Genomic DNA, 25,221 nt, shown 5'->3' on the forward strand with positions numbered 1-25,221 from the left:
GGGTCGAATCTGCGCTACAGGTATCGTCGTTTCTGTCTGCCGCCCAGGCCGCATATTCGGGCATTCCGGGTGTCAAATGCGGTCCAGCGTCGCTCTGTGGCAGACATCTCGGACTCTGATGCACTCGGAAGTACATGTACGAGCTGTCTCCTTGCTGACCCGCTCGGTCGGAATGTGCGCACGGATGGCCGCCCTGCGGTGCGGCGCGTCGAGACAGCCCTCGACCGCAGTGGAATCTGGAAGTGATCACCGGTGCTTTCAACCTGTTGAATGCCCCTGCCGGGCAATACCGCTGGTTTCTGGCGAAGGCGGCTATGTGAGGTGTGGCTGCCCTGGTCCAGCGAGGTGGGCGCCGTCGCCCCGTGTGCCGTGGTTGGACTCAGGATGGCTATGCGGTGAACTTGGGGCGGCTCTACCCAAATCGGACACCCTCTGTGTTGGCTTCGGGTAGCCCCGCTGCTGATCAGGCGAAAGGCGTCGAAGTGGGGCCACCGCAAGCCGCCCTCGAACATCTGAGTAGAGCCACGGCGGACCGCCCTAGGTGGGTACGCCAACGTCGCCGTCCTCGGCATCACCGGCTGCCCATCGCGCGCTGGCAGTTCACCGAGTACGACTTGCTCGTCGCCGGAGACACCGTGGCCATCTCGCTCGGCTACGTATGGCCACGGTACTTCGCGTTCGGCTGAGTCGTCACGTCGCACGGGACCTCGGCGCGGATTCCCCCTGGTGTCCCGTACCTATCGTCCCGGGGGGCTGAGGGCGGACCGGCGTCGGACGAGGTGAAAGCAGGGTGGCGTGTAGGTAAGCCGCTGGGTGTCGGCCGGGTCGGCGTTCGATGAGGCGCACCGATACGGCGGTGTGGGACAGGGCCTGTTCCACCCACACCTCGGCGCCGCTCGCTCGGCCGACCGGACTCTTCGCAGCGAGCATCACCGACTGGGGGGCCAGGTGCACAAGGGCCTCGTCGTATCCGTCGGCTGGGATGGCCGCGACTACGCACCAGGAGACCCTTACCAGGTCGTCGTTGCGCGGTGCGCTACCGGAGCGGTCCGCCATCAAGGCGCGAGTGAGCCGGTACGCGAACCGGTCGGCGAGACGAACCCGGCGACGATCGGCAGTGACCGCAGTCCGTCGACGAGCCCGTCGAGCACGATGCCGTCGAAGAGCCCTTCAAGGAAGCCGTCCCAGGCAAGGGAGATAGTCAGGAGTACGACTCGTGCGATGCCCAGACCGCTGAAACGCATGCTCACACGCGAACGTCTGCCGGGACATTGCCTCTGCTCCGGCGATTTCCACGCTTCTTTGATGCCCGCTGCCTTCCACGTACCGGCTCAGCTCGCCGGGCCGCACGCACCCTGAAGACCAGAAAAAGATCAATCAATCTTCACTGCCGCCTTATGGCTGCGCTACTGTTCGGGTGGCCTCGTCTTCCCCCCGTAGACGAGGCCACCACTCTGCCATGCGCGCCAACCCCGGCCCTTCTCCGTCAGAGCCGCTGCTGGCCGCTGCTTCCTTTTCCAAGGCCGACGAGGTCCCCGGCCTGTCCACCCACATCCGCGGGAGCGGCAGCGACCTCGTCTTGACCGACCGGCGGCGCGAGCACGTCAGCCGCGTGGCCGAGGAGCAGAACCCGGAAGGTCCGGGGGGGCCTGACGGTAGCTACCAGCCCGGCCACTCTGGAGCACGCCGGGTACACCGTCACGACAGAGTCCGACCTCTCCCTGATCGGGTTCGTCGCCTTCCTCGACCCGCCCAAGTCCACCACCGCGTCCGCTATCACGGCCTTGTCCGACAACGGCGTCACCGTCAAGGTCGTCACCGGCGACAGCGACATCGTCACCCGCAACAAGCCGGCTGGCTCTATCCCCGTTGATCAATCCGGCTCCGTCTCAACACGCTTCCGATGGTTCCGGTCCGTGTCCTGCGTACGTCCTCGGTATGAATGTGTACTGCGGGCGTGTCGGTCGCACCCCTGCGCTGACGGCCTGCCTGGGATATCAGCGCTGGTGGGAGAAGATCTCTCGGATTTCGCGGGCCGCGTAGTGCACGAGGATGTAGCCGGCGAGCGGGTCGGCCCACCACCAGCCGAACGCCGTGTTGAGTGCCAGACCCGCCATAACGGCGGCGAGGAGTCCGTCGATGAGGGTTACCCGGCTTCGGGCCCTGACCCCGGATCTTGGACACCAGAGACACTTGGATCTTGATGGTCTGGGTGGTCAGGAGTCCCGTACAGATGGCAATGAAGCACTATCCCGCCGAGTTCAAGGCGGACGCGGTCGCGTTGTATCGCTCGCGTCCGGGGGCGACGATCAAGTCGGTCGCTGAGGACCTCGGGGTCAACACCGAGACGTTGCGCAACTGGATCCGCGCCGCTGACGGACGGCGTCCCGGCGCCCACTCGGTAGCGCGGGCCGCCGCTCCGGTCCAGGCCCAGAACTCGGTGGAGGCCGAACTCGTCGCCGCGCGCAAGAGGATCCGTGAGCTGGAGGAGGAGCGCGACTCTCCGCAAGGCGGCCCGGTATTTCGCCGGGGAGACGCGCTGGTGAACCGCTGCCAGTTCGTTGACCACCACCAGCGCCGTTACGGCGTGAAGCGGCTGTGCGCCATCGTCGGGATCGCCCGCTCCACCTTCTACTACTGGCGCAAGACCGCGCCCGACCGGGCCGCCCGCCAGGTCGCCGACGCCAAGCTCGCGGACCGGATACGCACCGCCCACGCTGCCTCGGACGGCACCTACGGCGTCCCGAGGATCACCGCCGAGCTCCGCGACGGCGGCGAGCTCGTGAACCACAAGCGCATCGCCCGCGTCATGCGCGGCATCGGGCTCGCCGGCCTGCGGCTGCGCAGGAAGCACCGCACCACCATCCCCGACCCCACAGCGGAGAAGGCCGCCGACCTCATCGGCCGGGACTTCACCGCGAAGGTGCCGAACACCAAATACGTCGGCGACATCACGTACTTGCCGGTGACCGGGGCGAAGCCGCTGTATCTGGCGACGGTCATCGACCTGTGCTCACGTCGACTGGCCGGGTGGGCGATCGCCGATCACATGCGGGCCGAGCTCGTCATCGACGCCCTGGCGGCGGCCGAGCGGACCCGCGGCAGCCTCAACGGCGCCATTTTTCATAGCGATCACGGATCGCAATATACGAGTGCCGCGTTCGCCGCCGCCTGCACCGCCGCAGGGGTGACCAGGAGCATGAGCGCCGTCGGGAGCTCGGCGGACAACGCCGCCGCCGAGAGCTGGAACGCGTCCATGAAGCGGGAGACGCTCAAGGGCGCGAAGGCGTGGTCCACCGCACGACAGGCGCGGCTCGCGGCCTTCCGCTGGGCCAGCCGCTACAACACCCGAAGGCGTCACTCCCGCCTCGGACAACGCTCCCCACTCGCCTACGAAAACCTCTTCACCGAACCGTCAACTACACTTCCCCAAGCCGCATAAGCCCGTGTCCAACATCCGGGGTCAACGCCCAGGGCTCCGACCTTGCCGTACGGCCTAGCCGGAGCCCTCGCCTGCTGGACCGAACGCGCTCACCATCTGCGGTTGGCCAACACCGGCACCACGGCGCGGGCGGCCTCGACCTCGCGCAGGTCCAGGTCGCACAGCAGCAGGCAGGGATGCCCGTCGAGCTGACCGAGCAGCTCGCCCAGTGGGCCGGCCACCGCGCTCCCTCCGACGCCGGTAGGAGCGGTACCCGCGACCAGGCCGATCGTCGCCGGTTCGCCCTGGTCGCAGGCCGCGACGAATGAGGTGGAATCCAGAGCCCGTGCCCGGACGAGGAGATCCCACTGCTCGCGCTTGCCCGGGCCGGCCCCCCAGGAGGCCGCCACGACAATGACGCGCGCGCCCAAGTCGCCCAAGGCCTGGAAGAGGCCGGGAAACCGCAGGTCGTAGCAGACGGCGAGGCCGACGGTGACACCGTCGACCTCGATGGTCACCGGATCCCTCCCGGCGGCGACCGTGTCGGACTCGGTGAAGCCGAAGGCGTCGTATAGATGGATCTTGTGATACGCCGCTTCCACGCCGTTGCCGGTGGCGAGCAATGTGTTGTGCACGCGCCTGTCGGCCGCAGGCGTGAACATGCCTGCGACCACCGTGACATTGGTGTCCGCCGCGATCTTCCGCACGCTTTCGGCCCACGCTCCCTCGAGCGGCTCTGCCACCCGTCTGAGTTCGGTGCCGAAGCAGCACATCGTCGCCTCGGGGAACACCACGAGCCGGGCCCCGGCGGCGGCCGCCTTCCTTGCCTGATCCGCGACGAGCCGCAGGTTGTGCGCCGGATCGGGGGTGGAGACGATCTGGGCCAGAGCGATACGCATACGAGTCCTGTCGGTCGGAGTTGTCGTTCCTGGGTCCTGCGACGCAGGGCATGGCGGTCTCCTGGAGGCTCTCGCAGACCGGCGCAGGGACCGGGGCGATCGACTTGCCCCGGGTGCCCGCGCCCGTCGAGACGGCATACACGCTGCGTGGGGAGGCGGCTCGGTCCGCTACTGCAGGAGCGGCATGGCCATCGGCCGTACGGGCGCCCCCGAGGCACCCCGCAGCCGGATCGGGGCGGCGACGAAGCACAGCTCGGTCACCTTGTCCCGGGACAGCTCCTCAAGGTTCACCAGCTCGATCATCGGCACACCCGCCTCGGCGAGGAAGTGGCAGTGCCCCGGCAGCCAGTTGTCCTTGTGCTGGGACGGCCCGACCTCGACGCATTCCTGGTCGGCCGCGACGGCGATGATCTCCTGCTCCGTCAGCCAGCGGCATGCCTCCAGGCTCAGCCCGGGCGGGTCCCCGAGCACCTTGGCGGCGTCCGGCCAGAACGCCATCCGGCCCGTCCGTACCAACGCGACGTCGCCGCGCCGCAGTTCGAGCCCAGCCTTCTGCAGGGCCTGGCGGCAGTCGTCTACGGTGATCGCATAGGAGGGTGGGAGGCAGGGCACGCCGTGCAGGTCCGCCACGTCGATCAGCACCCCGCGGGCGACGATCGGCGGGATCTGCTCGGCGCCACCCTTGGTCCAGTGCCGGCTGCCCAGGTGTTCGGACGCCTCGAAGTTGTTGTAGATCTTGCCGTCGATACCGAAGTGGTTGAGGGCGTCGATGTGCGTCCCGGTGTGGGTGTACATGAACACCACGTCCCCGGAGTAGCAGACCCGTCGGTTGACGTCGCCGCCCACGCCATTGAGGTCGTCGACGACGGTGCCGTCCGGCGTGTGGCTCATGAAGATCTGGTACGAGGGGTCGCCGGCGGCCTGGAAGCTCGGCATGCCGATGAAGTAGTCGACGCTCAGGTCGTAGACCGTCGACGCGTCGGCCCGCGACATGACGGTCGCCTTCGACTGAGGCGTCATCAGGTTGAGCGCCCCGAGCTGGTCATCGGGCCCGTACGGGCTGGTGGCGACCTTGATGTCGGCGATCCGGGCCATCAGGCGTCCACCTCGAAGTCGACGACGGCGCGGCTGCGGACCATGGGCAGCAGTTTCTCGACCACCTCGAGGTGGACCGGGGCTGTGGAGTAGCGTTCCAGGTCGTCCCAGGAGCGGAAGTCGCTGATCAGCGCGCCGTCCCAGGGGTCTCCGTTGTCGTTCGGCTCGCCGGCGTGGGATCCGAGGCTCCAGGAGTCGATGAAGTCGAGTTCAGTGGAGAGCCGGTTCAGCAGCTCCACGACGGCGTCGTTGTCGTGGCCGGCCGCGACCTGCCAGAGGAAGACGTGACGGATCATGACGTGTGATGTCCCTTCGGGATGAGTGGTACGGGTCGCCGGGAGAGAGGCGGTCAGGCGTCGACGACGAGTCGTCGTCCGGCGGCCCGGGACACGCACGGGAAGATGAGAGTGTTGCGCTCGGAGTCGTCCGGCTCGAGGACCGAGTCGAGGTGAAGCGCTTCTCCAGCGAGGATTTCGAGCTCGCAGGTGCCGCAGGTGCCCTGGCGGCAGTCGTGGTTGACGTCGATGCCGGCGCGTAGCATCGCGTCGAGCATCGTCTCGTCGGCGCGGACGGTGAGCAGGCGTTCCGAGGCGGCGCAGACGAGCTCGAACTCGGTGGCCGGGGCTGCCGAGATGTCCGCGCGGGGCGCGAAGCGCTCCAGGTGGACGGTGCTGCCCTTCAGAGTCCGGCCCTGCCGCTGCACCGCCTGAAGGAGGGGCTCCGGGCCGCACGCGTAGATCCTGGTACCCGGTGGGACGTCCATCGCCACCGCTAGGTCTGGGTGGCCGTAGAGGTCCTGCGGGCACAGCTGGACGCGGTCGCCGTACCGCTCAAGCTCGTCGACGAACGCCATGGCGGACAGCCGTCGGCCGCCGTAGACCAGCCGCCAAGGGAGCCCCTCCCTGTCCACCTGCTCGATCATGGGAAGCAGCGGCGTGATGCCGATACCGCCGGCGACGAACACATAGCGCTCGCCCCTGACCAAGGGGAACTGGTTCCTCGGCCACCCGACGGCCAGGCGGTGCCCGACGCGAAGGGTCTCGTGCGCGTACGCCGATCCGCCGCGGCCGGTGGGCTCGCGCAGGATGCCGAGGCGGTAGGCGTCGGAATCGACCGGATCCCCGCACAGCGAGTAGTGGCGGATGTGCTCCCCCAGGACGACCTCGACGTGGGCGCCGGGCTTCCACGGAGGCAGACTGCCGCCGTCGGGGTCGGCCAGGGTGACGGCGAGGACCTCGTCGGCGACTCGTTCGAGCCAGCTGACCTTGAGGTCGAGTGCGGCGTCGCTCATGTGGTCCTCCTTTCGCGGATCTCGTGGGCTGGTGTGGCGGCGTGGTCAGCCGGTGACGAAGCCACCGTCGACCGGTACGGCGGCGCCGGTGATGAAGGACGCGGCGTCGGAGCAGAGGAAGGCGACGGCGCGGCCGATCTCGTCCGGTCCCCCGACCCGGCCCAGCGGCACGCTTGCCTCCACCTCGGCTCGCATCGCCGTACCCCGGGCCCCGGCCCCGTCGGCGATGCCGCGGAGCAGGGGCGTGTCGACCGGGCCGGGGCAGACGGCGTTGATCCGGATCCCCTGGGCGGCGCAGTCGAGTGCCGCCGCCTTGGTCAGACCGACGACACCGTGCTTGCTGGCGCAGTACGCGGGGATCCGCTGCTTGCCGACCAGGCCGAAGTTGGAGGCCAGGTTGACGATCGAGCCGCCGCCGGAGCGCGTCATCGCCTCGATCTCGGCCTGCATCGCCAGGAACGTCCCGGTGAGGTTGACCGCGAGGGTGCGCTCCCAGTTCTTCAGGGTGCACTCCACGATCGGGGCCAGGTCGCCCTGGATACCCGCGCTGTTCACCGCCGCGATCAGCGGCCCGAGTTCACGGACCGTCGCCGCGACCGCGTCGTTCAGCGCCTCCCAGTCGGTGACGTCCACGACGAGCGCTGTCGCCCGGCCGCCCGCGTCCCGGATCTGTGCGGCGGTGTCCTCGGCGGCCTTCCGGTCGGCATCCGCGATGGCGACGGCCAACCCGTCGGCAGCGAGGGCGATCGAGGCGGCTCGCCCGATCCCCGATCCGCCGCCGGTGACGAATCCCGAGTTCCGCCGCTCAGCCACGGTCGCTCAACACCGAGATGAACAGCCGCAGGTCGGCACCGTCGGGGATCTCGCTCTGGCCGTAGATCTCAACTGCGTTGGCGATCTCGACGTAGGCGAGAACCAGTTGGAGGAGGTTACGGTCGGCGTGGTCCGCGTCCTCGGTGATTCTGCCGAGCAGGTACGGCATGAACCGCGGTACGGCGGCGAGCATGGCGTCGTAGAACGCCTTGGAGTCGGCGTAGGGGTGGGTCAGTCGGGCCTCGATGCGGGCGCGCTCGTCGGGCAGCAGCCAGTCGGTGAAGCGTTCGAGGTCACCGAAGCCCGCGGGAAGGGTGACGGTAGGCGTGGATGTGGTCATCAGGCACCTCGCTGCATGACGTGGTCGAGGGTCGTGTGGAAGGCGCGGATCTGGACCTCCTGCTCGCCGAGGACGAATTCGTCCCGGGCGCGGGACTTGAGCCCGACGTGCAGGGCCTGGTGACCCGCCTGGTCCTCGCACAGCAGGTCACGAAAGCGGCACTTGGCCTGCTCGACCAGGACGCGCTCGCCGAGGCTGGCCGGCTCCGGGTAATGCAGTCGTATCTCCCAGGTCGTCTGGTCCACCGCGCTGGGCCAGAAGTTGTAGGTGAACATCGAGTTGTTGAAGAACGCGATCACCAGGTTCGGGAACACCACGTGGAACGCGAAGGGCGTGTCTATGGGCAGGATCAGCTCCCCGAACGCGGGGTGCGCGGCGGCGTGAGCGTTGCCGCTCGCGGTGTCCGGGAAGTCGGGGTCGGACTTCGAGGTGTAGACCGAGTGAAGGCCCAACCGCTGGAAGTCGGCGATGCGCGTGTATCCGTCATCGTTGGTGTGGAAGGCGCCGCCGGAGAGGAACCGGTGCAGCGGCGCAAGCATCGGCACGTGGTAGATCTCGTTCTGCGCGTCGATCGCGATCTTCCAGTTGTTCTTCTCCGGCACGTCGTAGCGGTACTCCAGGGAGAGCCGCTCGAACGGGAAGTCGTCGAGCCGGTCGGCCAGCGGGCCGAGGTGCTCGCGCAGCGTCTGCGGGGGCTGCTCCATCATGTGGACGAAGACGAAGCCGTTCCACGTGTCGGTGGTGACGGGCGTCAGACCGAGCTCGTTGCGGTTGGGGAAGTAGAACTGGTCCTCGTCGGGCACGAAGTCCAGCGCGCCGTCCTTGGAGCCGTAGCCCCAGCCGTGGAAGCGGCATGCGAACATCCGGGGGCAGGCGCCGTCCTTCTCCCATATCAGCTTGTTCCCGCGGTGCGCGCAGACGTTTTGGTACGCCTGGATCCTCCCGTCCTCGTCGCGGACGATGAGCAGCGAGACGCCGAGGACGTCGATGTCCCGCACGAAGAACGCGGCGTCGGCGGGGAAGTCCCGGACGGTGCCGACGTTGATCCAGGTCTTGCGGAAGACCAGCTCGCGCTCCCGTTCGTAGAACTCCCGGGAGATGAAGCGGTCGGTGGAGATGGGCCCGGTGCCCAGCTCCGGGAAGCGCTCCGCCCAGTGGCGGGTGGCGTGGTCGGTGTCCGGCTCGGGCGTGGAGACGCTTGGACGGTCGTCCAGTTCTGTCACGGTGATTCTCCTTCAACTGTGCGCGGTCGTCGCGCTGTTCGGTTCGGTCCCAGGATGAGAGCCCGAATGCGCCGTCATTGGGCGGTCGGTGCGGCCACCCGGCCGTCCGGAGCCCGCGGGTCGGTGGCGTCATTGAGGAGGACCACTCCGTCCTCGACGACGACCGCATAGGTGGCGATGGGCTTCTTCGCCGGGCGACGGGTGGCTTGGCCGGTGGTGACGTCGAAGCGGCCCTGGTGGAGTTCGCACTCGATCTCGCAGCCGAGCATCCGGCCGTCGGAGAGGGCCGAGGCGCCATGGCTGCACAGGTTGGAGACGACGTGGATGGCGTCACCCACCCGGCACACCAGGAGCTCGGGGAGCCCTTCGACTGTGACTGGGAGCCTCCCGGACTCCGGGATCTCGGCGGTGCGGCAGAGCGGGATCACCGCAGGGCCTCCCGGGTGGTGGCGGCCTCGGCACGGGCCGCCCGGTAGAAGGACGGGCTGGCGGTGGCGCAGCCGGCGCAGATCGCCCGGCCGTCGGCGGCGGGGTCCCGGTCCATCTCGATCGCCGTGTAGGAGCGGTCGCAGACGTGGCACTTAATGCGCGCCTTCCAGGCGTCCGCCACCTCCTCGCGAGGGTCGTGGGCCCGGCGCAGCAGCGCGTCGAACCGCGCTACGAGGGCGTAGCCGGCGGCGCTGAGGAGGAAGGTGATCGGCGCGGACCAGGTGGCTCCGAACGGCCCGCCCAGCTCGACGAGGAGGATGCCGGCGACCGAGACGACCAACCACACTGCGGCGGCGGGGGTCACGGGCCGAAGCCGCCCCGGGCGGAACTCGGGCAGGGTGCCCTCGGTTCGACGGTGCAGCACGAGGTGGGTCAGGGCGATCGCGACCCAGGCGACGACGAACACGCCCTGCCAGTTGAGCGCGCGCAGTAGGTACGACAGTACGTCGGTGAGCATCAGCGCGTAGACGAGGACACCGGCGACCACGGCCCACGCGATCCGGGGCAGCCTGACCCGCAGCACCCTAGAGGCGAGCGCCTCGAGATTGGTCGAGGCGAGGTAGAGGTTGGCGCTGTTAATGCGGGTCTGGCTCACGACGAGCAGCAGCAGGCCAGCCAGCCCCAGCGTCCTGATGACCGCCTCGACGATGCCGGTCTCGGTGATGCCCCGCGTGCCCAGGACGCCCGGGACGGTGGCTGCCACGAAGATGCCGACGAGCCCGGTGCCAAGGTAGGTGAGCAGGTAGAAGACCGGGCCGAAGGTGACGATCCCGTGGAAGGTCTCGTCCTTCGCCTTGCCGAAGCGGGCGAAGTCGACCGTGTACATCATGAGGATGTAGACGCCCATGTACACGCTGAAGGCCCACAACCAGCCGGGACCGGCGAGGTCGGCGTGCGGGTTCGGCAGGCTGATCGAGGCTGGGTGCCGGCTGCTCGCCACCGCGACGAGGGCGACCAGGCCGATGACGTAGAAGGGCAGCAGTAGGCCGTTGAGCTTGTCGAGCCAGGTGCGGACGCCACCGAGGATCAGCGGCACGCTGTACAGGACCACCAAGAGGTACCACAGGCGAATGTCCCCGCCGCCGACGAAGTTCTGCAGGGCGACCGCGACGATGGACCCTTCGAAGACTCCGTAGTAGAGCGCCGTCGCCGCGAAGATGAGCGGGGCCAGCACCGCTCCGGCGTATCCGAATATCCGGCGCGACAGCAGGGCGACCGTGAGGCCGGAACGGCTCGCGTAACGGGCCAGGAAGAAATTCATCCCGCCCTTGGTCAGGCACGTCAAAACGATGCCGATGACGGCGTTCGCGGTTCCGGCGACCGCGGCGACCGTCGCCGCCACATACAGCCAGAACATCGCCGAGAACATGGAGCCGAACGCCATGAGCAGCGACATGCGGCCGCTGCGCCAGGTGCGGGGCATCACATGGACCGAGTAGTCCTCGGTCGCCGCCTCTTTGACGACCCGCGGGTCGTCCGTGAAAGTGACATCGAGCGGTGCTCGGGCGGTTGGCGCGGGCGCCGGTCTGTCTGCCGACGCCTCTCTTGCGAGTTCCTTCATGAGTTTTCCTCAGCCGTCTCGGGGGCGATGTGCGGAAACCTGGTTGCTCACGGTTGCGATAGGCAGGAGCGATGGTGTTCGGCGCCGTCGGCCGTTTCCGATGTCCCGAGTGTGCTCGACGACCGCAGGGCGGCCATCGTCGAGTCGTACGGACAACAGGAGGAGAAGGCTCCTCCTCCTGTCGGAGGAGAGTGGCCGCACGGACGCCGGATGAACCGGTGCCTGCCAGGACACCGCTGGACAGGGGCCTGCGCTGGTCGCACAGTGGGACGGTCCTTGCCGGCTCGGGCACCGGCATCCGGATGCCCCGGGATTCCTCGCGGGCAAGGCGATGACGCGAGATGAGGCACCGTGCGGGAAATTCACCTTCCGCCCTCGCCGGGGGCGATCGGAGAGCCGGTCGCCCGCTCCGGCCACGCCGCCGGCGCTCCCTCGGACGCGGTGCTTTTCGAGCACCTGCCGGCCGCGATGGCGCGGGTCGACGCGGGCCCGGCGGGCGAACTGGTCATCCGGGACGCGAACCGCGCGCTGCGCGCTCTGGTCGGCCGCGACCGGGACGATCTGGCCGGTGCCTCGCTCGAGGTGCTGGTCCCCGACCAGAGCGCGCTGGACGCGATCCGCGCGGCGACCGCCCGCTACTGCGAGGAGCCGGAGTCCGTCCCCGCGCAGTGCCACCGGGCGGGCCAGGACCCGGTTGCGGTCACCATCGCGGTGACCACCCTGCCCGGCAGCCCGCGGCCCGGCACGGAAGCGGGCACCGCCGTCCTGGCCGGGTCTTGGCGGACGGCTCTGCTGGCCGTGCACGCACACGGCCAGGCGCACGCGCAGGCCGCCGAACGCGCCCTGCGGGAAAGCGAGAAACGCCTCCAGGAAATGGCCGACAACGTCACTGCGCTGATGTACCTGAAGCGGCTCGACGGGCGGTACGTGTTCATCAACAGGCATTACGAGCGGGTACTCGGAATCAGGCGCGAATCAGCGATCGGCAAAACCGACTTCGATCTCTGGCCCTCTCCCATCGCATCGATCTACCGTTCGGACGACCGCGTCGTCCAGAATTCGGGAAACCCCATGGAGTTCGAGGAGCCGATTCCCAGCGCGCATGACGGCTGGGGCATGTGGCTGTCCCTCAAATTCCCCATTTTCGACGCGGACGGATCGTTGTACGGCGTCGGCGGGATCTCCACCGACATCAGCGAGCGGAATCGCGCCGAGGCCGCCGTCCGCGAGGCCCGCGACGAGGCCGAGCGCGCAAACCGGGCCAAGAGCGACTTCCTGTCGCGAATGAGCCACGAACTGCGGACGCCACTGAATTCGATCCTAGGCTTCGGCCAGCTGCTGCAATTGGAGTCCCTCGCGCCACCGGCCGGCGATTCCGTCGACCGGATCATGAGCGCGGGACGACATCTCCTGGCCGTGATCAACGAGATCCTGGAAATCTCCAGCATCGAGGCGGGAAAGCAGCGCTTCGCCATCGCGACGGTGCACATCTGCGACCCGGTCAACGAGGCGATGGAACTGGTCCGACCCCTGGCCGCCGAACGCCAGGTGGAGCTCGCCCGGGACTTCCACGGCGGACTCTTCACCTTCGTCCTGGCCGACTACCAGCGCCTCAAGCAGGTCCTGCTCAACCTGCTCATGAACGCGGTGAAGTACAACCGTCCCGGCGGCCTGGTGACCGTGTCCGTCGCCACCTCCGCGGACCGCGCCCGGATCCGCATCATGGACACCGGGCTGGGCATGGATCCGGGCGACATCGAGCGGATCTTCCTCCCCTTCGAGCGGCTCGCCCCCAACCCCGACCAGCCCGAAGAAGGCACCGGTCTAGGGCTCGCCCTGGCCCGCAGCATGATCGGCCTGATGGGCGGCACGCTGGGCGTCGAGCGAACAGTGAAGGGCCGGGGCAGCGTCTTCTACGTCGAGCTGCCGACAACCTCGCAACCGCGCCCGGACGCCGGCGGGGCCGTGCAGGCCGGGCCACCCGCCGACCGGCCCGGCCCGGAGCTGGACCTAAACACCGCCCAGATCCTCTATGTGGAGGACAACCAGGCCAACCTGGAGCTGATCCGCAGGATCCTGGAGCGGGTCGGCAGGCCGCGGCTGATCCACGCCGTCCAGGGGGAACTCGGCGTGCAGCTCGCCTCCGCGCACCTTCCGGACCTGATCCTTCTCGACCTGCACCTACCCGACATCGACGGGGAGGACGTGCTCGCCAGACTGCGGTCAGACCCGCGCACCTGCCGGATTCCGGTTGTGGTCCTGTCGGCCGACGCCATCCCGGCGCAGCAGCAGCGGCTGATGCGCGCGGGTGCCGCCGGGTACGTCACCAAACCCTTCGACATCCCCGACTTCCTGCGTATCATCGGGTCGATCCTGACAAGAGAGGCGATGTGAACGGCGAGCACACCGACGAAGGGCACCCGGCCGAGCAGGTGACCGTCATTGTCGCCGACGACCACCCCATCTACCGGGAAGGTCTCGCCCGGGCAATGGAGGCTTACGGCGGCCTCAGCGTCGTCGGCCAGGCCGCGGACGGTTCAGGTGCTCTGGCGATGGTGCGCTCGCTGCGTCCGGCTGTCGCCGTAGTCGACCTGAAACTCCCGGACATGGACGGCATCGACGTGCTGAGCACCGCGGCGCGAGAAGCGGTGCTGACGCACTTCGTGATCGTGTCCGCCTTCGACGATAGCAGCACCGTCTACCGGGCCATTGAAGCCGGTGCCCGGGCGTACCTGCCGAAGGTCTCACCCGCCTCGGAGCTCTGCGAGGCGATCCTCTCCGTCGCCCGCGGACACACGGTCATCCCGTCGTCGATGCAGACGGGTCTGGCCGCCGAGATCCGCCGCCGCCAACACGCGAGTGAGCCAGTGCTGACCCCTCGTGAGGCCGAAGTCCTGGCACTCACGGCAGAAGGGTTTTCCGCACCTGAGATCGCCGACCGGCTCTTCGTGGGTGTGACCACCGTCAAGTCGCACCTACAGCACGTGTACGGGAAACTCAACGTCTCCGACCGCGCCGCAGCCGTGGCACGGGCGCACAAACTTGGCCTGCTCAGCTGAACGGTCAATGGAGCATGACAGAGCTGGCCGGATCCGGGCCCAACGCACCCACATCGGGGTGCTCATGGGCCAGCTCCGCGACACGGAATCGACCACCGTCAATGGTGAATCGGTCCAGGCCGTGGTCACCGAGAACGCCACCCTGAAGCGCCGCATCCGCCAGGTGACACAAGAGCACCGGGCTCTGCAGGAACGACTCGAAGGCTGCCGCGCAAACCTCAGACACGCGGAGACCCGCATCGGCGACCTCGAAGCCGAACTTGCCGAGCGTGCACAGGAAGGTCACACATGAGCCGAAGTCCGAGACGATGCGTGCGGTAACGATTTGGAGGTAAGCGGGTGGGTATCGTTGAGCGCTTCGGAGGTGAGGTCGGCTGGATGGACCTGGCTGGAGAGGGCGAGGGCCAGCGGGCGCTGGACGGCACCCTCATATCCGTCTCGGGCGTCTTCGAAGGAAGCGAGGAGATCGCCGAGGCCCGCGACCTGGCCGCCCAGGAACGGGCACAGCAGGCGGCCGGCCTGGTCTCCGCTGGGGTCGTCGACCAGCAAGATGGTGACCCTGACGCGCTGCCTACCGGCTCGCGGCCCACCTCAAAGCTCTGACAGACGTCCATGTCTCCAGGATCGCGCTCCTCGGCGCCGTACGCCCCCAAGGGGTTGACCTGTCCGGGAAGCGCGCCGAGCTGTGCCGCGCCGCCTTTTCATCCGGTCAGGGGCGGGGATCACTCGCCTTCCCTTCCGCCGCGGGCCTGCGCCAGCAGCGCCGCCACGACGTCGTCTGTCCCGTCCTCGGTCTGTTCAACGAGCGTGTCCACCACGTCACCTGCGCTGGGACCGAGGACCTGCCGGGTGAGGCGTTCCAGCAGCTCGGGCTCGGTGCCGCTGCCGGGGCTGGTGAGGTCCACCCCGTGGGGGCCGGCGCGGGGCGATGATCTCCGGCCGTGCCGGTGCCTCGGCCTCTCCGCTTCGGCGAGCGCGCGGTAGACCGACGCGACCGAGGGGTGATGGCCCGCGTTCTTGCCCGTCTTGATGGTCAAGCTTCTTCGCGATCTCGGGGACGGGGACGCCTCGGTCCTTGAGCGCGCGGGCGAAGAGGAGCGTGTCGTCGTCGATGGCCTTCGGCCGTCCGACTTGGTTGCCCTTGGCGGCGGCGTGCTGGCCCTCGAGGGTCTTCTAGCGGATGTAGTTGCGCTCGATCGGCGCGGCGGCGGCCAGGACGGCGAAGACCATCGCTCCCATGTCGCCCGGGTCGTAGATGCGTTTGTGGCGGCTACAGCATGAGAGGGGCGGTTGCTGCGTAGCTGGCGGCGGCCAGGCCGGAGGGCTGCTCGTCCGGGCGCAGGAGGTCGGTGACCAGAGTGGTGACGGTGCGGTGCCAGAGGCGGGAGCTGCGGAGCATGGCATGGTCGCCGTTGCGGATGAGGATGATGCCGGCGCGGGCTCCGGCCGTGCGGGCCCGTTTGATGTAGTCGGCGGAGTCGTGGGGGCTGGTGATCCGGTCGCGTTCACCGTGTACCACGACGGTCCGCTTGCCGCTCAGCTGCGTGGCGGGTTCGTTTGGCGGCAGCCAGGGTGCGAGTGCGAGGACTCCGTCGACCTGTGGGTGAGAGGCTGCCCGGAGGGCTGCCCTGCCTCCCATGGAGTGCCCGATGAGGATGGTCGGCACCGGCCCGGTGATCTGCTGCAGCGCGCCGAGTGCGCGGTAGGTGTCGTTCAGGGGGTCATCCTGGTTCCAGCCGCGGTGCCGGTAGCGCACGTGGGACAGAACGAGCTCGTCGAGGGGCATGGCGGAGGCCGCTGCGCGGAGTATGGGGCGCATCCTCAGTGCCGCCAGGTGCCAGGGCTGGGACGTCTGGTAGCCCTCCGCTCGTCCTCCGTGCAGGGTAATGATTGCCGCACGCGGCTGCTGCGGGCAGTGCCGCAACCACAACGCCGACGTTGCCGAATTGCCGCCCTGTTCTCGCACAACCGACACGATGCCTTCCTCCCGGGGAACCACTGTCGCAGTGACATCTCGCGCAGAGAATCCGCAGCTGTCGCGGAAAAGGCTTGGTGCGCGTCGGCATCTGTCGGGACACGGGTGCGGCGGCAACCCGATGCCGCGGCCGGACGACCGCCGCACAGATGCGTGATCGCCCCTGAGCGCGGCCCGGCTGTTCGGCCCCGTGTGCGGATGTCCTCGACAGGCGCGTGACAGCGGACACGGATGCGGCTGGCGGTATCAGGGGGCTTGCAGGCAGCGACTCTCGGGCTGGACGGCCGCGCCATAGCCGCTGTGTAGCGCGATCGGGTGATCCAGGCCGTTTTGAGCAGTCCGCGCGCAGGGCGGCAGCGGATTACGGCTGCCTGGTCGCGGCACGCGGCCGGCCGGCGGCGAATGCCGCCGCAACGAGGAGGAAAGGCACGTGAACATGACTCTTCTGCGGTCTCGGGTGATGCGGGGTGCGGGTCTGGTAGCGGCTGCGGGCGCGGTGGTGCTCGGTGGCGCGGCGGCTGCGTCGGCCGACAGCGGCGCGCAGGGGGCTGCGATCGGCTCGCCCGGTGTTCTGTCCGGCAACGTGGTTCAGGTCCCGGTCGACATCCCGGTCAACGCCTGCGGCAACACCGTCGACGTGATCGGCTTGCTGAACCCGACCTTCGGCAACGCCTGCGTCAACACCGGCATGTGACGCATCGACGCCACCACGGCAGACCTCTCCGAGGGCGCCTGAGCCCCTGCTCAGGCACCCTCCGACAGGCTGTTGCACCTGTTCCCCGGTGCAGCGGGGACGGCGATGTCCGGAACTCAACTGCGTAATCCGTTACGGAATGAGGGGTGGATTGGTCCGAGATCTCTTTTCACCTGATCAGGTCTGGGACCAATCCGCCCGGCGGGCAGAACCGGATTCCCTGCGTGAGGGACGAAGAGAAGGATCAGCGAGTACGACCGGGTTGGTCGCTCCTGGCGCTGGGTGCGCTGAGCGGGGCACTGGCCGGGTTCGCCGCGCTGGCGGTGGCCGAACTGGTCGCGGCGGGGTTGCGCCCGCAGTCCAGTCCGGTCATCGCGGTGGGCGGCGCGTCCATCGACGCGACGCCCGCTCCGGTCAAGGACTGGGCGATCCGCCACTTCGGCACCAACGACAAGCTCGTGCTGCAGCTCGGCATCCTGGCCGTGCTGGCCGTGCTGGCCCTGGTGCTGGGTGCGCTGACGGTGCGGTTTAGGCGGGTCGGAGCCGCCGGGGTCCTTCTCTTCGGGGTCATCGGGGCGGCGGCCGCCCTCAGTCGGCCCGACTCCACCAGCCTCACCGACGCGCTGCCCTCCGTCGTAGGAGCCGTTGCAGGGGCTCTGCTTCTGTACGTCCTGGTGGGCCGCCTCACCGCGCCTGCCCGATCGACGGCCGGGGAGCCAGACGCCGTGAGCGAGGAAGCGGCAAGTGCTGCCTCCGCAGGCTGGGACCGGCGGGGATTCGTCCTCGCGGCCGCATCCGCCGCAGCGGCCTCCGCCGCGGTTGGCGCGGTCGGACGGTCCCTGAACGCCTCGCACGGCAAGGACGCCATCGCCTCACGTAACAAGGTCGTGCTGCCCAATCCCGGGTCGCCGGCGCAACCGGTACCGAAGAGGGCCGGACTGCGCATCGACGGCATCAGTCCCTTCGTGACCCCGAACAAGGACTTCTACCGGGTGGACACCGCGCTGGTGGTGCCCAAGGTGGACGCCACCGCCTGGCGGCTGCGCATCCACGGCAAGGGCGTACGCCGTCCGGCCAGCTACTCCTTCGACGACCTGCTGGGCCGGGAGCTGATCGAGCGGGACATCACCCTGACCTGCGTCTCCAACGAGGTCGGCGGCCCCTATGTGGGCAATGCCCGCTGGATCGGCGTCCGGCTGGCCGATCTGCTCGCCGAATGCGGGGTGAAGCCTCCGTCCCGAGGCGGCCGAGCGGATCAGATGGTGTCCCGGTCCGTGGATGGCATGACGATCGGCAGCCCGGTCGAGGACGTCATGGACGGCCGTGACGCGATACTCGCCCTCGGCATGAACGGCGAGCCGCTTCCTTTCGACCACGGCTTCCCGGTCCGGATGGTCGTCCCCGGCCTGTACGGATTCGTCTCTGCCTGCAAGTGGATCGAGGACATCGAGCTCACCACCTTCGATTCCTACGACCCGTACTGGGTCAAGCGCGGCTGGGCCCGCAAAGCACCGATCAAGACCGAGTCGCGGATCGACACCCCCAAACCGTTCGCACGGCCCAAGGCCGGCACGGTGATGGTCGCCGGGGTCGCCTGGGCCCAGCACCGCGGCATCGACAAGGTCGAAGTCCGTATCGACGACGGCCCCTGGCACGAAGCCCACCTGGCGGCCGAGGACACCCGCGACACCTGGCGCCAGTGGTCGCTCCCCTGGCAGGCCACCAAAGGCGGCCACACCCTCACCGTCCGCGCCACCGACCGCACCGGCCAGGTGCAGACGGACCAACGGACCCGCACCATTCCCGACGGCGCCAGCGGCTGGCACTCGGTGGTCGTCACCGTCGAGTGACCGCCGGCCCCACTCCAAGGGCCCCGTGCCCTCCCCCGAACCACTCTGCCCACAACCCCGATACGCAGCTCAATGCTGCACCGTTCAACAGGAGAACATGATGAACACCCGTATCCGCCGTACCGCAGGCCTCTTCGCCGCCGCTGCCGTGCTCCCCCTCGCCCTGACCGCCTGCTCAAGCGGCAGCAGTGACTCGGGCAAGTCCGACTCCTCCAACAAGGCCTCGGCCCCGGCCACCAAGAGCAGCGACGACATGGCCAGCCCCAGCGGCGACATGAACAGCATGGACCAGCCCTTCGGCCCCGCCTGTGCCTCCGTGCCGAAGAACGGTGCCGGCTCCTTCGACGGCATGGCCAAGGACCCGGTGGCCACCGCCGCCTCCAACAACCCGGCCCTGTCCACCCTGGTGAGCGCGGTGAAGAAGGCCGGACTGGTCGACACCCTCAACAACGCCCAGAACATCACCGTGTTCGCACCGACCAACGACGCCTTCAAGAAGATCCCGAAGGCCACCCTGGACAAGGTCCTCAACGACAAGGCGATGCTGACGAAGATCCTCACCTACCACGTCGTCGGCCAGAAGCTCACGCCCAAGGACCTGGAGAACGGCTCCTTCGACACGCTGGAGAAGTCGAAGGTGACGACCTCCGGCTCGGGCGAGTCCTACACGGTCAACGACTCCGCCAAGGTCGTCTGCGGCAACGTCAAGACCGCCAACGCCAACGTCTACATCATCGACGCCGTCCTGATGCCCAAGATGTGACATCCCGCAGCGCCCGCCGGCCCCCGTTGCGGGGTCGTGCGGCCGCTGTCCCGTGGGCCGGTCCGCGTCTGCTCAGTCGCGGACCGGCCCACGGCCGCGTTGATCACACATTCGGGGAAGGAGAGAACAGTCATGCAGAAGCCGTCCGGTGCGATACAGGCCGGGGAAGAACCGGAACTGGGCAAAGATCGTGGGGCCATGCGCCGTACGGCCGTCATCGGCAGCGGAGTCGCGGGACTGACCGCCGCATACATCTTGAGCAAATCCCATGACGTGACCCTGTACGAGGCCGACGACCGGCTGGGCGGCCACGCCCACACCCACGACCTGACCGCGTCCGACGGGCTCACGCACCGCGTCGACTCCGGTTTCATCGTGCACAACCGCCGCACCTACCCGAACCTCCTGCGCCTCTTCTGCGAACTTGACGTGGCCACGCAGGAGTCGGAGATGAGCATGTCGGTCCGGTGCGAGGGTTGCGGTCTGGAGTACGCCGGCGCCCGTGGCCTTCGCGGACTGCTCGCCCAGCCGCGCAACACCCTGCGCGGGCCGTACCTGCGCATGCTGGCCGAGGTGCCGCGCTTCCACCGGGCCGCCCGGCGCCTCCTCGCAACGGGCGCCGACGACACGCGCACGCTCGGCGAGTTCCTCGATGAGACAGGGTTCGCGCCCTACTTCCGGGCCCACTTCATGACGCCGGTGGTGTCCGCCGTGTGGTCCTGCGACGCGGAGACGGCACTGCGATATCCGGCGGCCTATCTGTTCCGGTTCCTCGCCCACCACGGCATGCTCTCGGTGAGCGGGTCACCGGTGTGGCGGACCGTCACGGGCGGCTCGAAAACGTACGTCGACCGGATCGCGGCCGGGTTGCACGACGTGCGCGCCGCCACCCCTGTACGGTCCGTGCTCCGGCACACGGACGGCGCGGACGTGACCGCCGGCGACGGGACCACCGCCTCCTACGACCACGTCGTCCTCGCCACACATCCCGACCAGGCGCTGCGGCTGCTCGCCGACGCGACCCCGGAGGAGAAGGAGGTCCTCGGCGCCTTCCGCTACTCCCGCAACGCCACCCTGCTGCACACCGACACCTCCCTGCTGCCGCGGGCGAGCGGGGCCCGCGCCTCCTGGAACTACCTGATGCCCGACTGCCGGGCCCGTGCCGACCGGGTGCGGGTGAGCTACGACATGAACCGGCTGCAACGCCTCGACACCCTGCAGACGTACGTCGTCACCCTCGGCGGCCAGGACCGCGTCGACCCCGCCCGGGTGCTGGCTCGCATGACCTACGAACATCCGGTGTACACGCCTGAGTCCGTTGCCGCTCAGCGGCGGCTGCCGGAACTGAACACGTTCGTCACCGCGTTCGCGGGCGCTTACCACGGCTGGGGGTTCCATGAGGACGGCTGCCGTTCGGGTGTCGAGGCCGCCGCCGCCCTGGGGGTGCGGTGGTGACCGCCCTGTCCGCCCTGCGGCCGGCCCGGCCGGAGCCGCCGACTCTCTACACGTGCACGATCACCCATGTGCGCCGGGCACCCCAGCGGTACGCGCTGCGGCACCGCACCTACCTGTGGCTGGTCGACCTCGACCACCTGCCCGTACTGCCGCGTCCACTGACGCCGCTCGCTCGCTTCAGTGCCCGCGACCACTTCACCCGGCGTTCTCCGTCGATCCGGGCTGCGCTCGACGGCTTCCTGGACGAGCACGGTATCGACCTGCACGGCGGCCAGGTGCTGATGCTCGCACATGCCCGGTCCCTCGGGTACGTCTTCAACCCACTGACTCTGTACTGGTGTCACGGCCCCGACGGCGGCCTGCGCTGTGTGGTGGCCGAGGTCCACAACACCTACGGCGAGCGCCACGCCTACCTGCTGCACACCGACGCAGTCGGCACCGCCACGGTTGCCAAGGACTTCTACGTGTCGCCGTTCAACCCGGTGGACGGCCGCTACGAAATGCGGCTCCCGCCGCCCGGTCAGCGCCTGCGACTGTCCGTGACGCTGCAGCGGCCCGACAGCCCGCCCTTCACCGCATCGGTCCACGGCGAGCGCCGCGATGTGACCGCGACCGCATTGCTGCGTCTGGCCCTGCGCCATCCCTGGTCGACCCTGATGGTGTCGGCGGCCATCCGCTTCCACGGTATCCGCCTATTTCTGCGGGGCCTGCCGGTGCAGCCGCGCCCGGGCCGCCGCGCCCCGGAGAGTGCTTCATGACCACAGTCGAACCCCGTCCCGCCGCCCGCCACCGTGCCGGCGGCCCCCGAACCCTGCCCGTCGACGCCGAGCGCTGGCCCGATGTGGCCGCCGTGCCCAGGGCGTCCTGGCCGGTGCGGGCCGTCACCGGGGCCGTCGTGGGGCGCGCCCTGCGGCGACTGCCCCTGCGCGTCCGGTTCGCCGACGGCGCCACCCTCGGTCCGGGCGGACCACTGATAGAGGTGCGCGACCCGAAGGCGTTCCACGCCCGTATCGGCACCCGCGGGCTCATCGGGTTCGGTGAGTCGTACATGGCCGGCGAGTGGGACGCCCCCGATCTGGTCGGCGCGCTCACCGTGCTCGCCGCCCACGCGGCCAACCTGATTCCGCCCCGGCTGCAGCGGCTGCGCGGTGCGTGGGCGCAGCGACAGCCCGACGCGCAGCGCAACACGCCTGACGGGTCGCGCACCAACATCAGCCGCCACTACGACCTGTCCAACGACCTGTTCGCGCTGTTCCTCGACGAGACCCTCACCTACTCCTCGGCCGTCTTCCGCGGCTTCCCCGCCGACTGGTCGCTGCTGGCCGCCGCCCAGCACCGCAAGATCGACCGCCTGCTCGACCTGGCCGGTGTCGGCGAGGGCACCCGCTTGCTGGAGATCGGCACGGGCTGGGGCGAACTCGCCCTGCGGGCCGCCGCCCGCGGCGCGCACGTCACCTCACTCACCCTGTCCAAGGAGCAGCGTGAACTGGCGCTGGAGCGCGTACGCGAGGCCGGGTACGCCGACCGCGTAGCCATCGAACTGTGCGACTACCGCGAAGCCCGCGGCACCTACGACGCGGTGGTCAGCGTGGAGATGATCGAGGCCGTCGGCGTCGAGTTCTGGCCCGTGTACTTCCGCACCCTGGACGAGCGCCTGGCGCCGGGCGGCCTGGTGGCGCTGCAGGCCATCACCATGCCGCACGAGCGGATGCTGGCCGCCCGGGACACTTATACGTGGATCCAGAAGTACATCTTCCCCGGGGGCCTGATCCCCTCCACGACGGCCATCGAGCAAGCCGTCCGCGACCACACGACTCTGGCGGTGGCCGTCCGGGACGGCTTCGGCGCGCATTACGCCGAAACGCTGCGGCTGTGGCGGGAGCGGTTCACCGGCCAGGCCGACGAGGTCGCTGCCCTCGGCTTCGATGCGACCTTCCGACGTCTGTGGACCTTCTACCTGGCCTACTCCGAGGCCGGATTCCGCTCCGGATACCTCGACGTCCAGCAGTACCTGTTCACCAAGGAGAACCCGGCGCGATGACGACCACCCGCACCCCCGCCCGTTCCGGCGCTGCGCACCGGCTCGCCGCCCTTGCCGAGGACGCGCTCGGCGGCCCGCTGCCGGTGCGGCTGCGCACCTGGGACGGCAGCGAGACCGGCCCCGCGAACGCCCCCGTGATCGTCGTCCGCTCCCGGCGCGCACTACGCCGCCTGCTGTGGCAGCCCGGCGAACTCGGCCTCGCCCAGGCCTACGTCACCGGGGAACTCGACGTGGAGGGCGACCTGGCCGAGGGCCTGCGCACCATGTGGGCCGCAGTCCGAGAGCGGGGGCTGCACGCCCCGAGGCTCTCGCCGGGCGATTGGGCGCGCGCGGTGGCTGAGGCGGTACGGATCGGAGCCGTCGGCCCGCGCCTGCCCGCACCCGTCTCGCAGGTCCGGCTGCGCGGCGGCCTGCACAGCAAGGCCCGCGACCGGGCCGCGATCAGCCACCACTACGACCTGTCCAACGACTTCTACCGCCTGCTCCTCGACGAGACCATGGCGTACTCCTGCGGCTACTGGACCGGTGCCGACCCTGAGGTAAGCCCGGCCGATGCGCAGCGAGCCAAGCTGGAGCTGATCTGCCGCAAGCTCGGCCTGGTCCCCGGCGCCCGCCTCCTGGACATCGGCTGCGGCTGGGGCTCACTGACCTTGTATGCCGCGCAGGAGCACAAGGCGCAGGTCACCGCCGTCACCCTGGCCCGTGAACAGGCCGCATACGTGCGGGAGCAGGTGCGCGAGCGGGGGTTGGGGGACCTGGTTGAGGTGGTGTGCCAGGACTACCGGGACATCACCGGCTCCGCCTACGACGCGGTCGCCACCGTCGAGATGGGCGAGCACGTCGGGGACGACGAGTACCCCGCCTTCGCCGCAGCCCTTCACCGGCTGGTCCGCCCCCAGGGGCGCGTGCTGGTCCAGCAGATGTCCCGCGGTGCGACCGCGCCCGGCGGTGGTGCGTTCATCGAGGCGTACATCGCCCCGGACATGCACATGCGGCCGATGGGGGAGACCGTCGGGCTGCTGGAAGCCGCCGGGCTGGAGGTCCGCTCGGTGGAGTCGCTGCGCGAGCACTACGTGCGCACCATCACCGCCTGGCACCGCACGCTGGAGGAACGCTGGAACGACTTCGTGGGCCTGGTCGGCGAGGAGACGGCCCGCGTGTGGAGGCTGTACCTGGTCGGTGGGGCCCTGGCTTTTGAGGAGCGGCGGATGGGCGTGGACCAGTTCCTCGCCGTACGCCCGGCGGCCACCGGTGACAGCGGCCTGACAGGAGCCGAGGCAGCCGACTGGTACCGGCACATGGAGGACCGGTGAACGCGTTCGACTGGGGTCCGTTCGCTGCCAACCTCGGATGGGCGGCTGCAACGGCCCTGGCGATCATGCTCGGCGCCTTCGCCATCGCCCTCAACCTAGACATGCACCGCATCGTTGACGTTGCCTGGGGGCTGGCTTTTGCCGCCGTGGCCGTGGTGACCTTCAGCCTCTCTGGGGGCCAGGGCGATCCGGCCCGGCGCGTGCTGGTCACGGTCCTGACCGTCGTGTGGGGGTTGCGACTCGCGGTCCACATCGCGCGCCGGGGCCGTGGCCACGGCGAGGATCCGCGGTACGAGGCGATGCTGGCCCGCGCGCGGGGAAACCGGGACCTGTACGCCCTGCGGATGATCTATCTGCTGCAAGGGGCCCTGGTGTGGCTGGTGTCCCTGCCGGTGCAGGCTGCCCAGTACGCGCCCCGGCCGCTGTCCGCGCTGGCCTGGGTCGGCACCGCCGTGTGGACTATCGGGCTGTTCTTCGAGGCCGTCGGCGACGCCCAGCTGGCTCGTTTCAAGGCGGACCCGGCCAACCGGGGCCGGATCATGGACCGGGGACTGTGGCGGCTGACCCGGCACCCCAACTACTTCGGGGATTTCTGCGTTTGGTGGGGGCTGTTCCTCGTCGCCTGCGACGGCAGTTGGCAGGCAGCGGCCGTGTCCGTCGTCTCGCCCCTGGTGATGAGCGTGCTGCTGATCAACGGAAGCGGGAAACGGCTGCTGGAACGGCACATGGCCGGACGACCCGGCTGGGACGCGTACGTGGCACGCACGAGCGCCTTCTTCCCGCGCCCACCCCGCGGAAATCGATAGCAGTGTGGGGGGGGGGGGCGGGCCCGGGGGGGGGGGCCCCCCCCCCCCCGGGGGGCGGGGGGGGGGGGGCGGGGGCGGCCGGGGGGGGGGCGGGGGGGTGGACCCCCCCCGCGGGGCCCCCCCCCCCCGCGGC

Annotated in this window: 25 protein-coding genes and 1 pseudogene; 13 read left to right on the forward strand and 13 right to left on the reverse strand. The window is 69.3% G+C overall.

Annotated elements, in window-relative coordinates:
• Positions 1-690 precede the first annotated feature (690 nt).
• Together ACIBJF_RS13175 and ACIBJF_RS13180 are read right to left on the reverse strand one after the other, a co-directional pair.
• Positions 691-1,244, reverse strand: a pseudogene (locus tag ACIBJF_RS13175) (hypothetical protein).
• 242 nt (positions 1,245-1,486) lie between these two features.
• Positions 1,487-1,840, reverse strand: a complete 354-nt coding sequence (locus ACIBJF_RS13180) for a hypothetical protein (RefSeq protein ID WP_399173791.1) — start codon at positions 1,838-1,840, stop codon at positions 1,487-1,489.
• Between the two features lie 393 nt (positions 1,841-2,233).
• Between ACIBJF_RS13180 and ACIBJF_RS13185 the strand changes: the two genes are divergently transcribed.
• Positions 2,234-3,442, forward strand: a complete 1,209-nt coding sequence (locus tag ACIBJF_RS13185) for an IS3 family transposase (protein WP_399173792.1) — start codon at positions 2,234-2,236, stop codon at positions 3,440-3,442.
• Positions 3,443-3,531: 89 nt separating this feature from the next.
• Here the strand turns inward: ACIBJF_RS13185 and ACIBJF_RS13190 are convergent, their stop codons facing one another.
• The 9 genes from ACIBJF_RS13190 to ACIBJF_RS13230 form a co-directional block, all read right to left on the reverse strand.
• On the reverse strand, positions 3,532-4,320 hold the full coding sequence (locus ACIBJF_RS13190) for a carbon-nitrogen hydrolase family protein (RefSeq protein ID WP_399173794.1): 789 nt from the start codon (positions 4,318-4,320) through the stop codon (positions 3,532-3,534).
• A 168-nt stretch (positions 4,321-4,488) separates the two neighbouring features.
• Positions 4,489-5,415, reverse strand: a complete 927-nt coding sequence (locus ACIBJF_RS13195) for a cyclase family protein (protein ID WP_399173795.1) — start codon at positions 5,413-5,415, stop codon at positions 4,489-4,491.
• Complete coding sequence (locus tag ACIBJF_RS13200; RefSeq protein WP_399173796.1) at positions 5,415-5,711, reverse strand: Dabb family protein; 297 nt, start codon at positions 5,709-5,711, stop codon at positions 5,415-5,417. Before ACIBJF_RS13200 ends, ACIBJF_RS13195 begins: the two co-directional genes overlap by 1 nt.
• Before the next feature lie 53 nt (positions 5,712-5,764).
• Positions 5,765-6,706 (reverse strand): PDR/VanB family oxidoreductase, encoded by a 942-nt coding sequence (locus tag ACIBJF_RS13205; RefSeq protein WP_399173797.1) that lies wholly within the window; start codon positions 6,704-6,706, stop codon positions 5,765-5,767.
• A 45-nt stretch (positions 6,707-6,751) separates the two neighbouring features.
• Positions 6,752-7,519 carry an SDR family NAD(P)-dependent oxidoreductase gene (locus ACIBJF_RS13210; protein WP_399173798.1) on the reverse strand — a complete coding sequence of 256 codons (768 nt, stop codon included), beginning with the start codon at positions 7,517-7,519 and terminating at the stop codon, positions 6,752-6,754.
• Positions 7,512-7,859, reverse strand: a complete 348-nt coding sequence (locus ACIBJF_RS13215) for a hypothetical protein (RefSeq protein WP_399173799.1) — start codon at positions 7,857-7,859, stop codon at positions 7,512-7,514. Before ACIBJF_RS13215 ends, ACIBJF_RS13210 begins: the two co-directional genes overlap by 8 nt.
• Positions 7,859-9,082 (reverse strand): aromatic ring-hydroxylating dioxygenase subunit alpha, encoded by a 1,224-nt coding sequence (locus ACIBJF_RS13220; protein ID WP_399173800.1) that lies wholly within the window; start codon positions 9,080-9,082, stop codon positions 7,859-7,861. The genes ACIBJF_RS13215 and ACIBJF_RS13220 overlap by 1 nt, the downstream gene beginning before the upstream one ends.
• 74 nt (positions 9,083-9,156) lie before the next feature.
• Complete coding sequence (locus tag ACIBJF_RS13225; RefSeq protein ID WP_399173801.1) at positions 9,157-9,510, reverse strand: non-heme iron oxygenase ferredoxin subunit; 354 nt, start codon at positions 9,508-9,510, stop codon at positions 9,157-9,159.
• Entirely contained in the window at positions 9,507-11,132 is a 1,626-nt protein-coding gene (locus ACIBJF_RS13230) for a purine-cytosine permease family protein (protein ID WP_399173802.1), read from the reverse strand. Before ACIBJF_RS13230 ends, ACIBJF_RS13225 begins: the two co-directional genes overlap by 4 nt.
• 351 nt (positions 11,133-11,483) lie before the next feature.
• Here ACIBJF_RS13230 and ACIBJF_RS13235 point away from each other — a divergent pair, with 351 nt between their 5' ends.
• From ACIBJF_RS13235 to ACIBJF_RS13250, 4 genes are all read left to right on the forward strand, one after another.
• Positions 11,484-13,526 (forward strand): ATP-binding protein, encoded by a 2,043-nt coding sequence (locus ACIBJF_RS13235; protein WP_399173803.1) that lies wholly within the window; start codon positions 11,484-11,486, stop codon positions 13,524-13,526.
• A complete protein-coding gene (locus tag ACIBJF_RS13240) occupies positions 13,523-14,191 on the forward strand; it encodes a response regulator (RefSeq protein ID WP_399173804.1) in 669 nt (222 codons plus the stop codon). Before ACIBJF_RS13235 ends, ACIBJF_RS13240 begins: the two co-directional genes overlap by 4 nt.
• 64 nt (positions 14,192-14,255) lie before the next feature.
• Positions 14,256-14,483, forward strand: coding sequence for a hypothetical protein (locus tag ACIBJF_RS13245; RefSeq protein WP_399173805.1), 228 nt, complete (start codon positions 14,256-14,258; stop codon positions 14,481-14,483).
• 47 nt (positions 14,484-14,530) lie between these two features.
• Positions 14,531-14,794: a hypothetical protein gene (locus ACIBJF_RS13250; protein WP_399173806.1), complete on the forward strand. Its 264-nt coding sequence runs from the start codon at positions 14,531-14,533 to the stop codon at positions 14,792-14,794.
• A 119-nt stretch (positions 14,795-14,913) separates the two neighbouring features.
• Here ACIBJF_RS13250 and ACIBJF_RS13255 read toward each other — a convergent pair whose 3' ends face one another.
• Both ACIBJF_RS13255 and ACIBJF_RS13260 read right to left on the reverse strand, forming a co-directional pair.
• On the reverse strand, positions 14,914-15,228 hold the full coding sequence (locus ACIBJF_RS13255) for a hypothetical protein (RefSeq protein ID WP_399173807.1): 315 nt from the start codon (positions 15,226-15,228) through the stop codon (positions 14,914-14,916).
• A gap of 233 nt (positions 15,229-15,461) precedes the next feature.
• Positions 15,462-16,313 (reverse strand): dienelactone hydrolase family protein, encoded by an 852-nt coding sequence (locus ACIBJF_RS13260; RefSeq protein WP_399173808.1) that lies wholly within the window; start codon positions 16,311-16,313, stop codon positions 15,462-15,464.
• A gap of 289 nt (positions 16,314-16,602) precedes the next feature.
• Here ACIBJF_RS13260 and ACIBJF_RS13265 point away from each other — a divergent pair, with 289 nt between their 5' ends.
• The 8 genes from ACIBJF_RS13265 (at position 16,603) to ACIBJF_RS13300 (ending at position 25,088) form a co-directional block, all read left to right on the forward strand.
• Positions 16,603-16,860 carry a chaplin gene (locus ACIBJF_RS13265; RefSeq protein WP_399173820.1) on the forward strand — a complete coding sequence of 86 codons (258 nt, stop codon included), beginning with the start codon at positions 16,603-16,605 and terminating at the stop codon, positions 16,858-16,860.
• A gap of 224 nt (positions 16,861-17,084) precedes the next feature.
• Entirely contained in the window at positions 17,085-18,710 is a 1,626-nt protein-coding gene (locus ACIBJF_RS13270; protein WP_399173809.1) for a molybdopterin-dependent oxidoreductase, read from the forward strand.
• Positions 18,711-18,810: 100 nt separating this feature from the next.
• On the forward strand, positions 18,811-19,473 hold the full coding sequence (locus ACIBJF_RS13275) for a fasciclin domain-containing protein (RefSeq protein ID WP_399173810.1): 663 nt from the start codon (positions 18,811-18,813) through the stop codon (positions 19,471-19,473).
• 198 nt (positions 19,474-19,671) lie between these two features.
• Complete coding sequence (locus tag ACIBJF_RS13280) at positions 19,672-20,928, forward strand: NAD(P)/FAD-dependent oxidoreductase (protein WP_399173821.1); 1,257 nt, start codon at positions 19,672-19,674, stop codon at positions 20,926-20,928.
• Positions 20,925-21,686: a DUF1365 domain-containing protein gene (locus ACIBJF_RS13285; RefSeq protein ID WP_399173811.1), complete on the forward strand. Its 762-nt coding sequence runs from the start codon at positions 20,925-20,927 to the stop codon at positions 21,684-21,686. Before ACIBJF_RS13280 ends, ACIBJF_RS13285 begins: the two co-directional genes overlap by 4 nt.
• Positions 21,683-22,969 (forward strand): class I SAM-dependent methyltransferase, encoded by a 1,287-nt coding sequence (locus ACIBJF_RS13290; protein ID WP_399173812.1) that lies wholly within the window; start codon positions 21,683-21,685, stop codon positions 22,967-22,969. The genes ACIBJF_RS13285 and ACIBJF_RS13290 overlap by 4 nt, the downstream gene beginning before the upstream one ends.
• Positions 22,966-24,282, forward strand: coding sequence for a class I SAM-dependent methyltransferase (locus ACIBJF_RS13295; protein WP_399173813.1), 1,317 nt, complete (start codon positions 22,966-22,968; stop codon positions 24,280-24,282). Before ACIBJF_RS13290 ends, ACIBJF_RS13295 begins: the two co-directional genes overlap by 4 nt.
• On the forward strand, positions 24,279-25,088 hold the full coding sequence (locus ACIBJF_RS13300; protein ID WP_399173814.1) for a DUF1295 domain-containing protein: 810 nt from the start codon (positions 24,279-24,281) through the stop codon (positions 25,086-25,088). Before ACIBJF_RS13295 ends, ACIBJF_RS13300 begins: the two co-directional genes overlap by 4 nt.
• The last annotated feature ends 133 nt before the right edge of the window (positions 25,089-25,221 follow it).

The organism is Streptomyces sp. NPDC050743 (assembly GCF_044456925.1).
GTDB lineage: Bacteria > Actinomycetota > Actinomycetes > Streptomycetales > Streptomycetaceae > Streptomyces.

Bases quoted from the DNA above. Each gene is read 5' to 3' on its own strand.
- ACIBJF_RS13185 (WP_399173792.1), top strand. From the start codon at position 2,234: ATGGCAATGAAGCACTATCCCGCCGAGTTCAAGGCGGACGCGGTCGCG.
- ACIBJF_RS13230 (WP_399173802.1), bottom strand. From the start codon at position 11,132: ATGAAGGAACTCGCAAGAGAGGCGTCGGCAGACAGACCGGCGCCCGCG.
- ACIBJF_RS13245 (WP_399173805.1), top strand. From the start codon at position 14,256: ATGGGCCAGCTCCGCGACACGGAATCGACCACCGTCAATGGTGAATCG.
- ACIBJF_RS13290 (WP_399173812.1), top strand. From the start codon at position 21,683: ATGACCACAGTCGAACCCCGTCCCGCCGCCCGCCACCGTGCCGGCGGC.
- ACIBJF_RS13205 (WP_399173797.1), bottom strand. From the start codon at position 6,706: ATGAGCGACGCCGCACTCGACCTCAAGGTCAGCTGGCTCGAACGAGTC.
- ACIBJF_RS13215 (WP_399173799.1), bottom strand. From the start codon at position 7,859: ATGACCACATCCACGCCTACCGTCACCCTTCCCGCGGGCTTCGGTGAC.
- ACIBJF_RS13195 (WP_399173795.1), bottom strand. From the start codon at position 5,415: ATGGCCCGGATCGCCGACATCAAGGTCGCCACCAGCCCGTACGGGCCC.
- ACIBJF_RS13275 (WP_399173810.1), top strand. From the start codon at position 18,811: ATGAACACCCGTATCCGCCGTACCGCAGGCCTCTTCGCCGCCGCTGCC.
- ACIBJF_RS13265 (WP_399173820.1), top strand. From the start codon at position 16,603: ATGACTCTTCTGCGGTCTCGGGTGATGCGGGGTGCGGGTCTGGTAGCG.
- ACIBJF_RS13280 (WP_399173821.1), top strand. From the start codon at position 19,672: ATGCGCCGTACGGCCGTCATCGGCAGCGGAGTCGCGGGACTGACCGCC.
- ACIBJF_RS13200 (WP_399173796.1), bottom strand. From the start codon at position 5,711: ATGATCCGTCACGTCTTCCTCTGGCAGGTCGCGGCCGGCCACGACAAC.
- ACIBJF_RS13190 (WP_399173794.1), bottom strand. From the start codon at position 4,320: ATGCGTATCGCTCTGGCCCAGATCGTCTCCACCCCCGATCCGGCGCAC.
- ACIBJF_RS13295 (WP_399173813.1), top strand. From the start codon at position 22,966: ATGACGACCACCCGCACCCCCGCCCGTTCCGGCGCTGCGCACCGGCTC.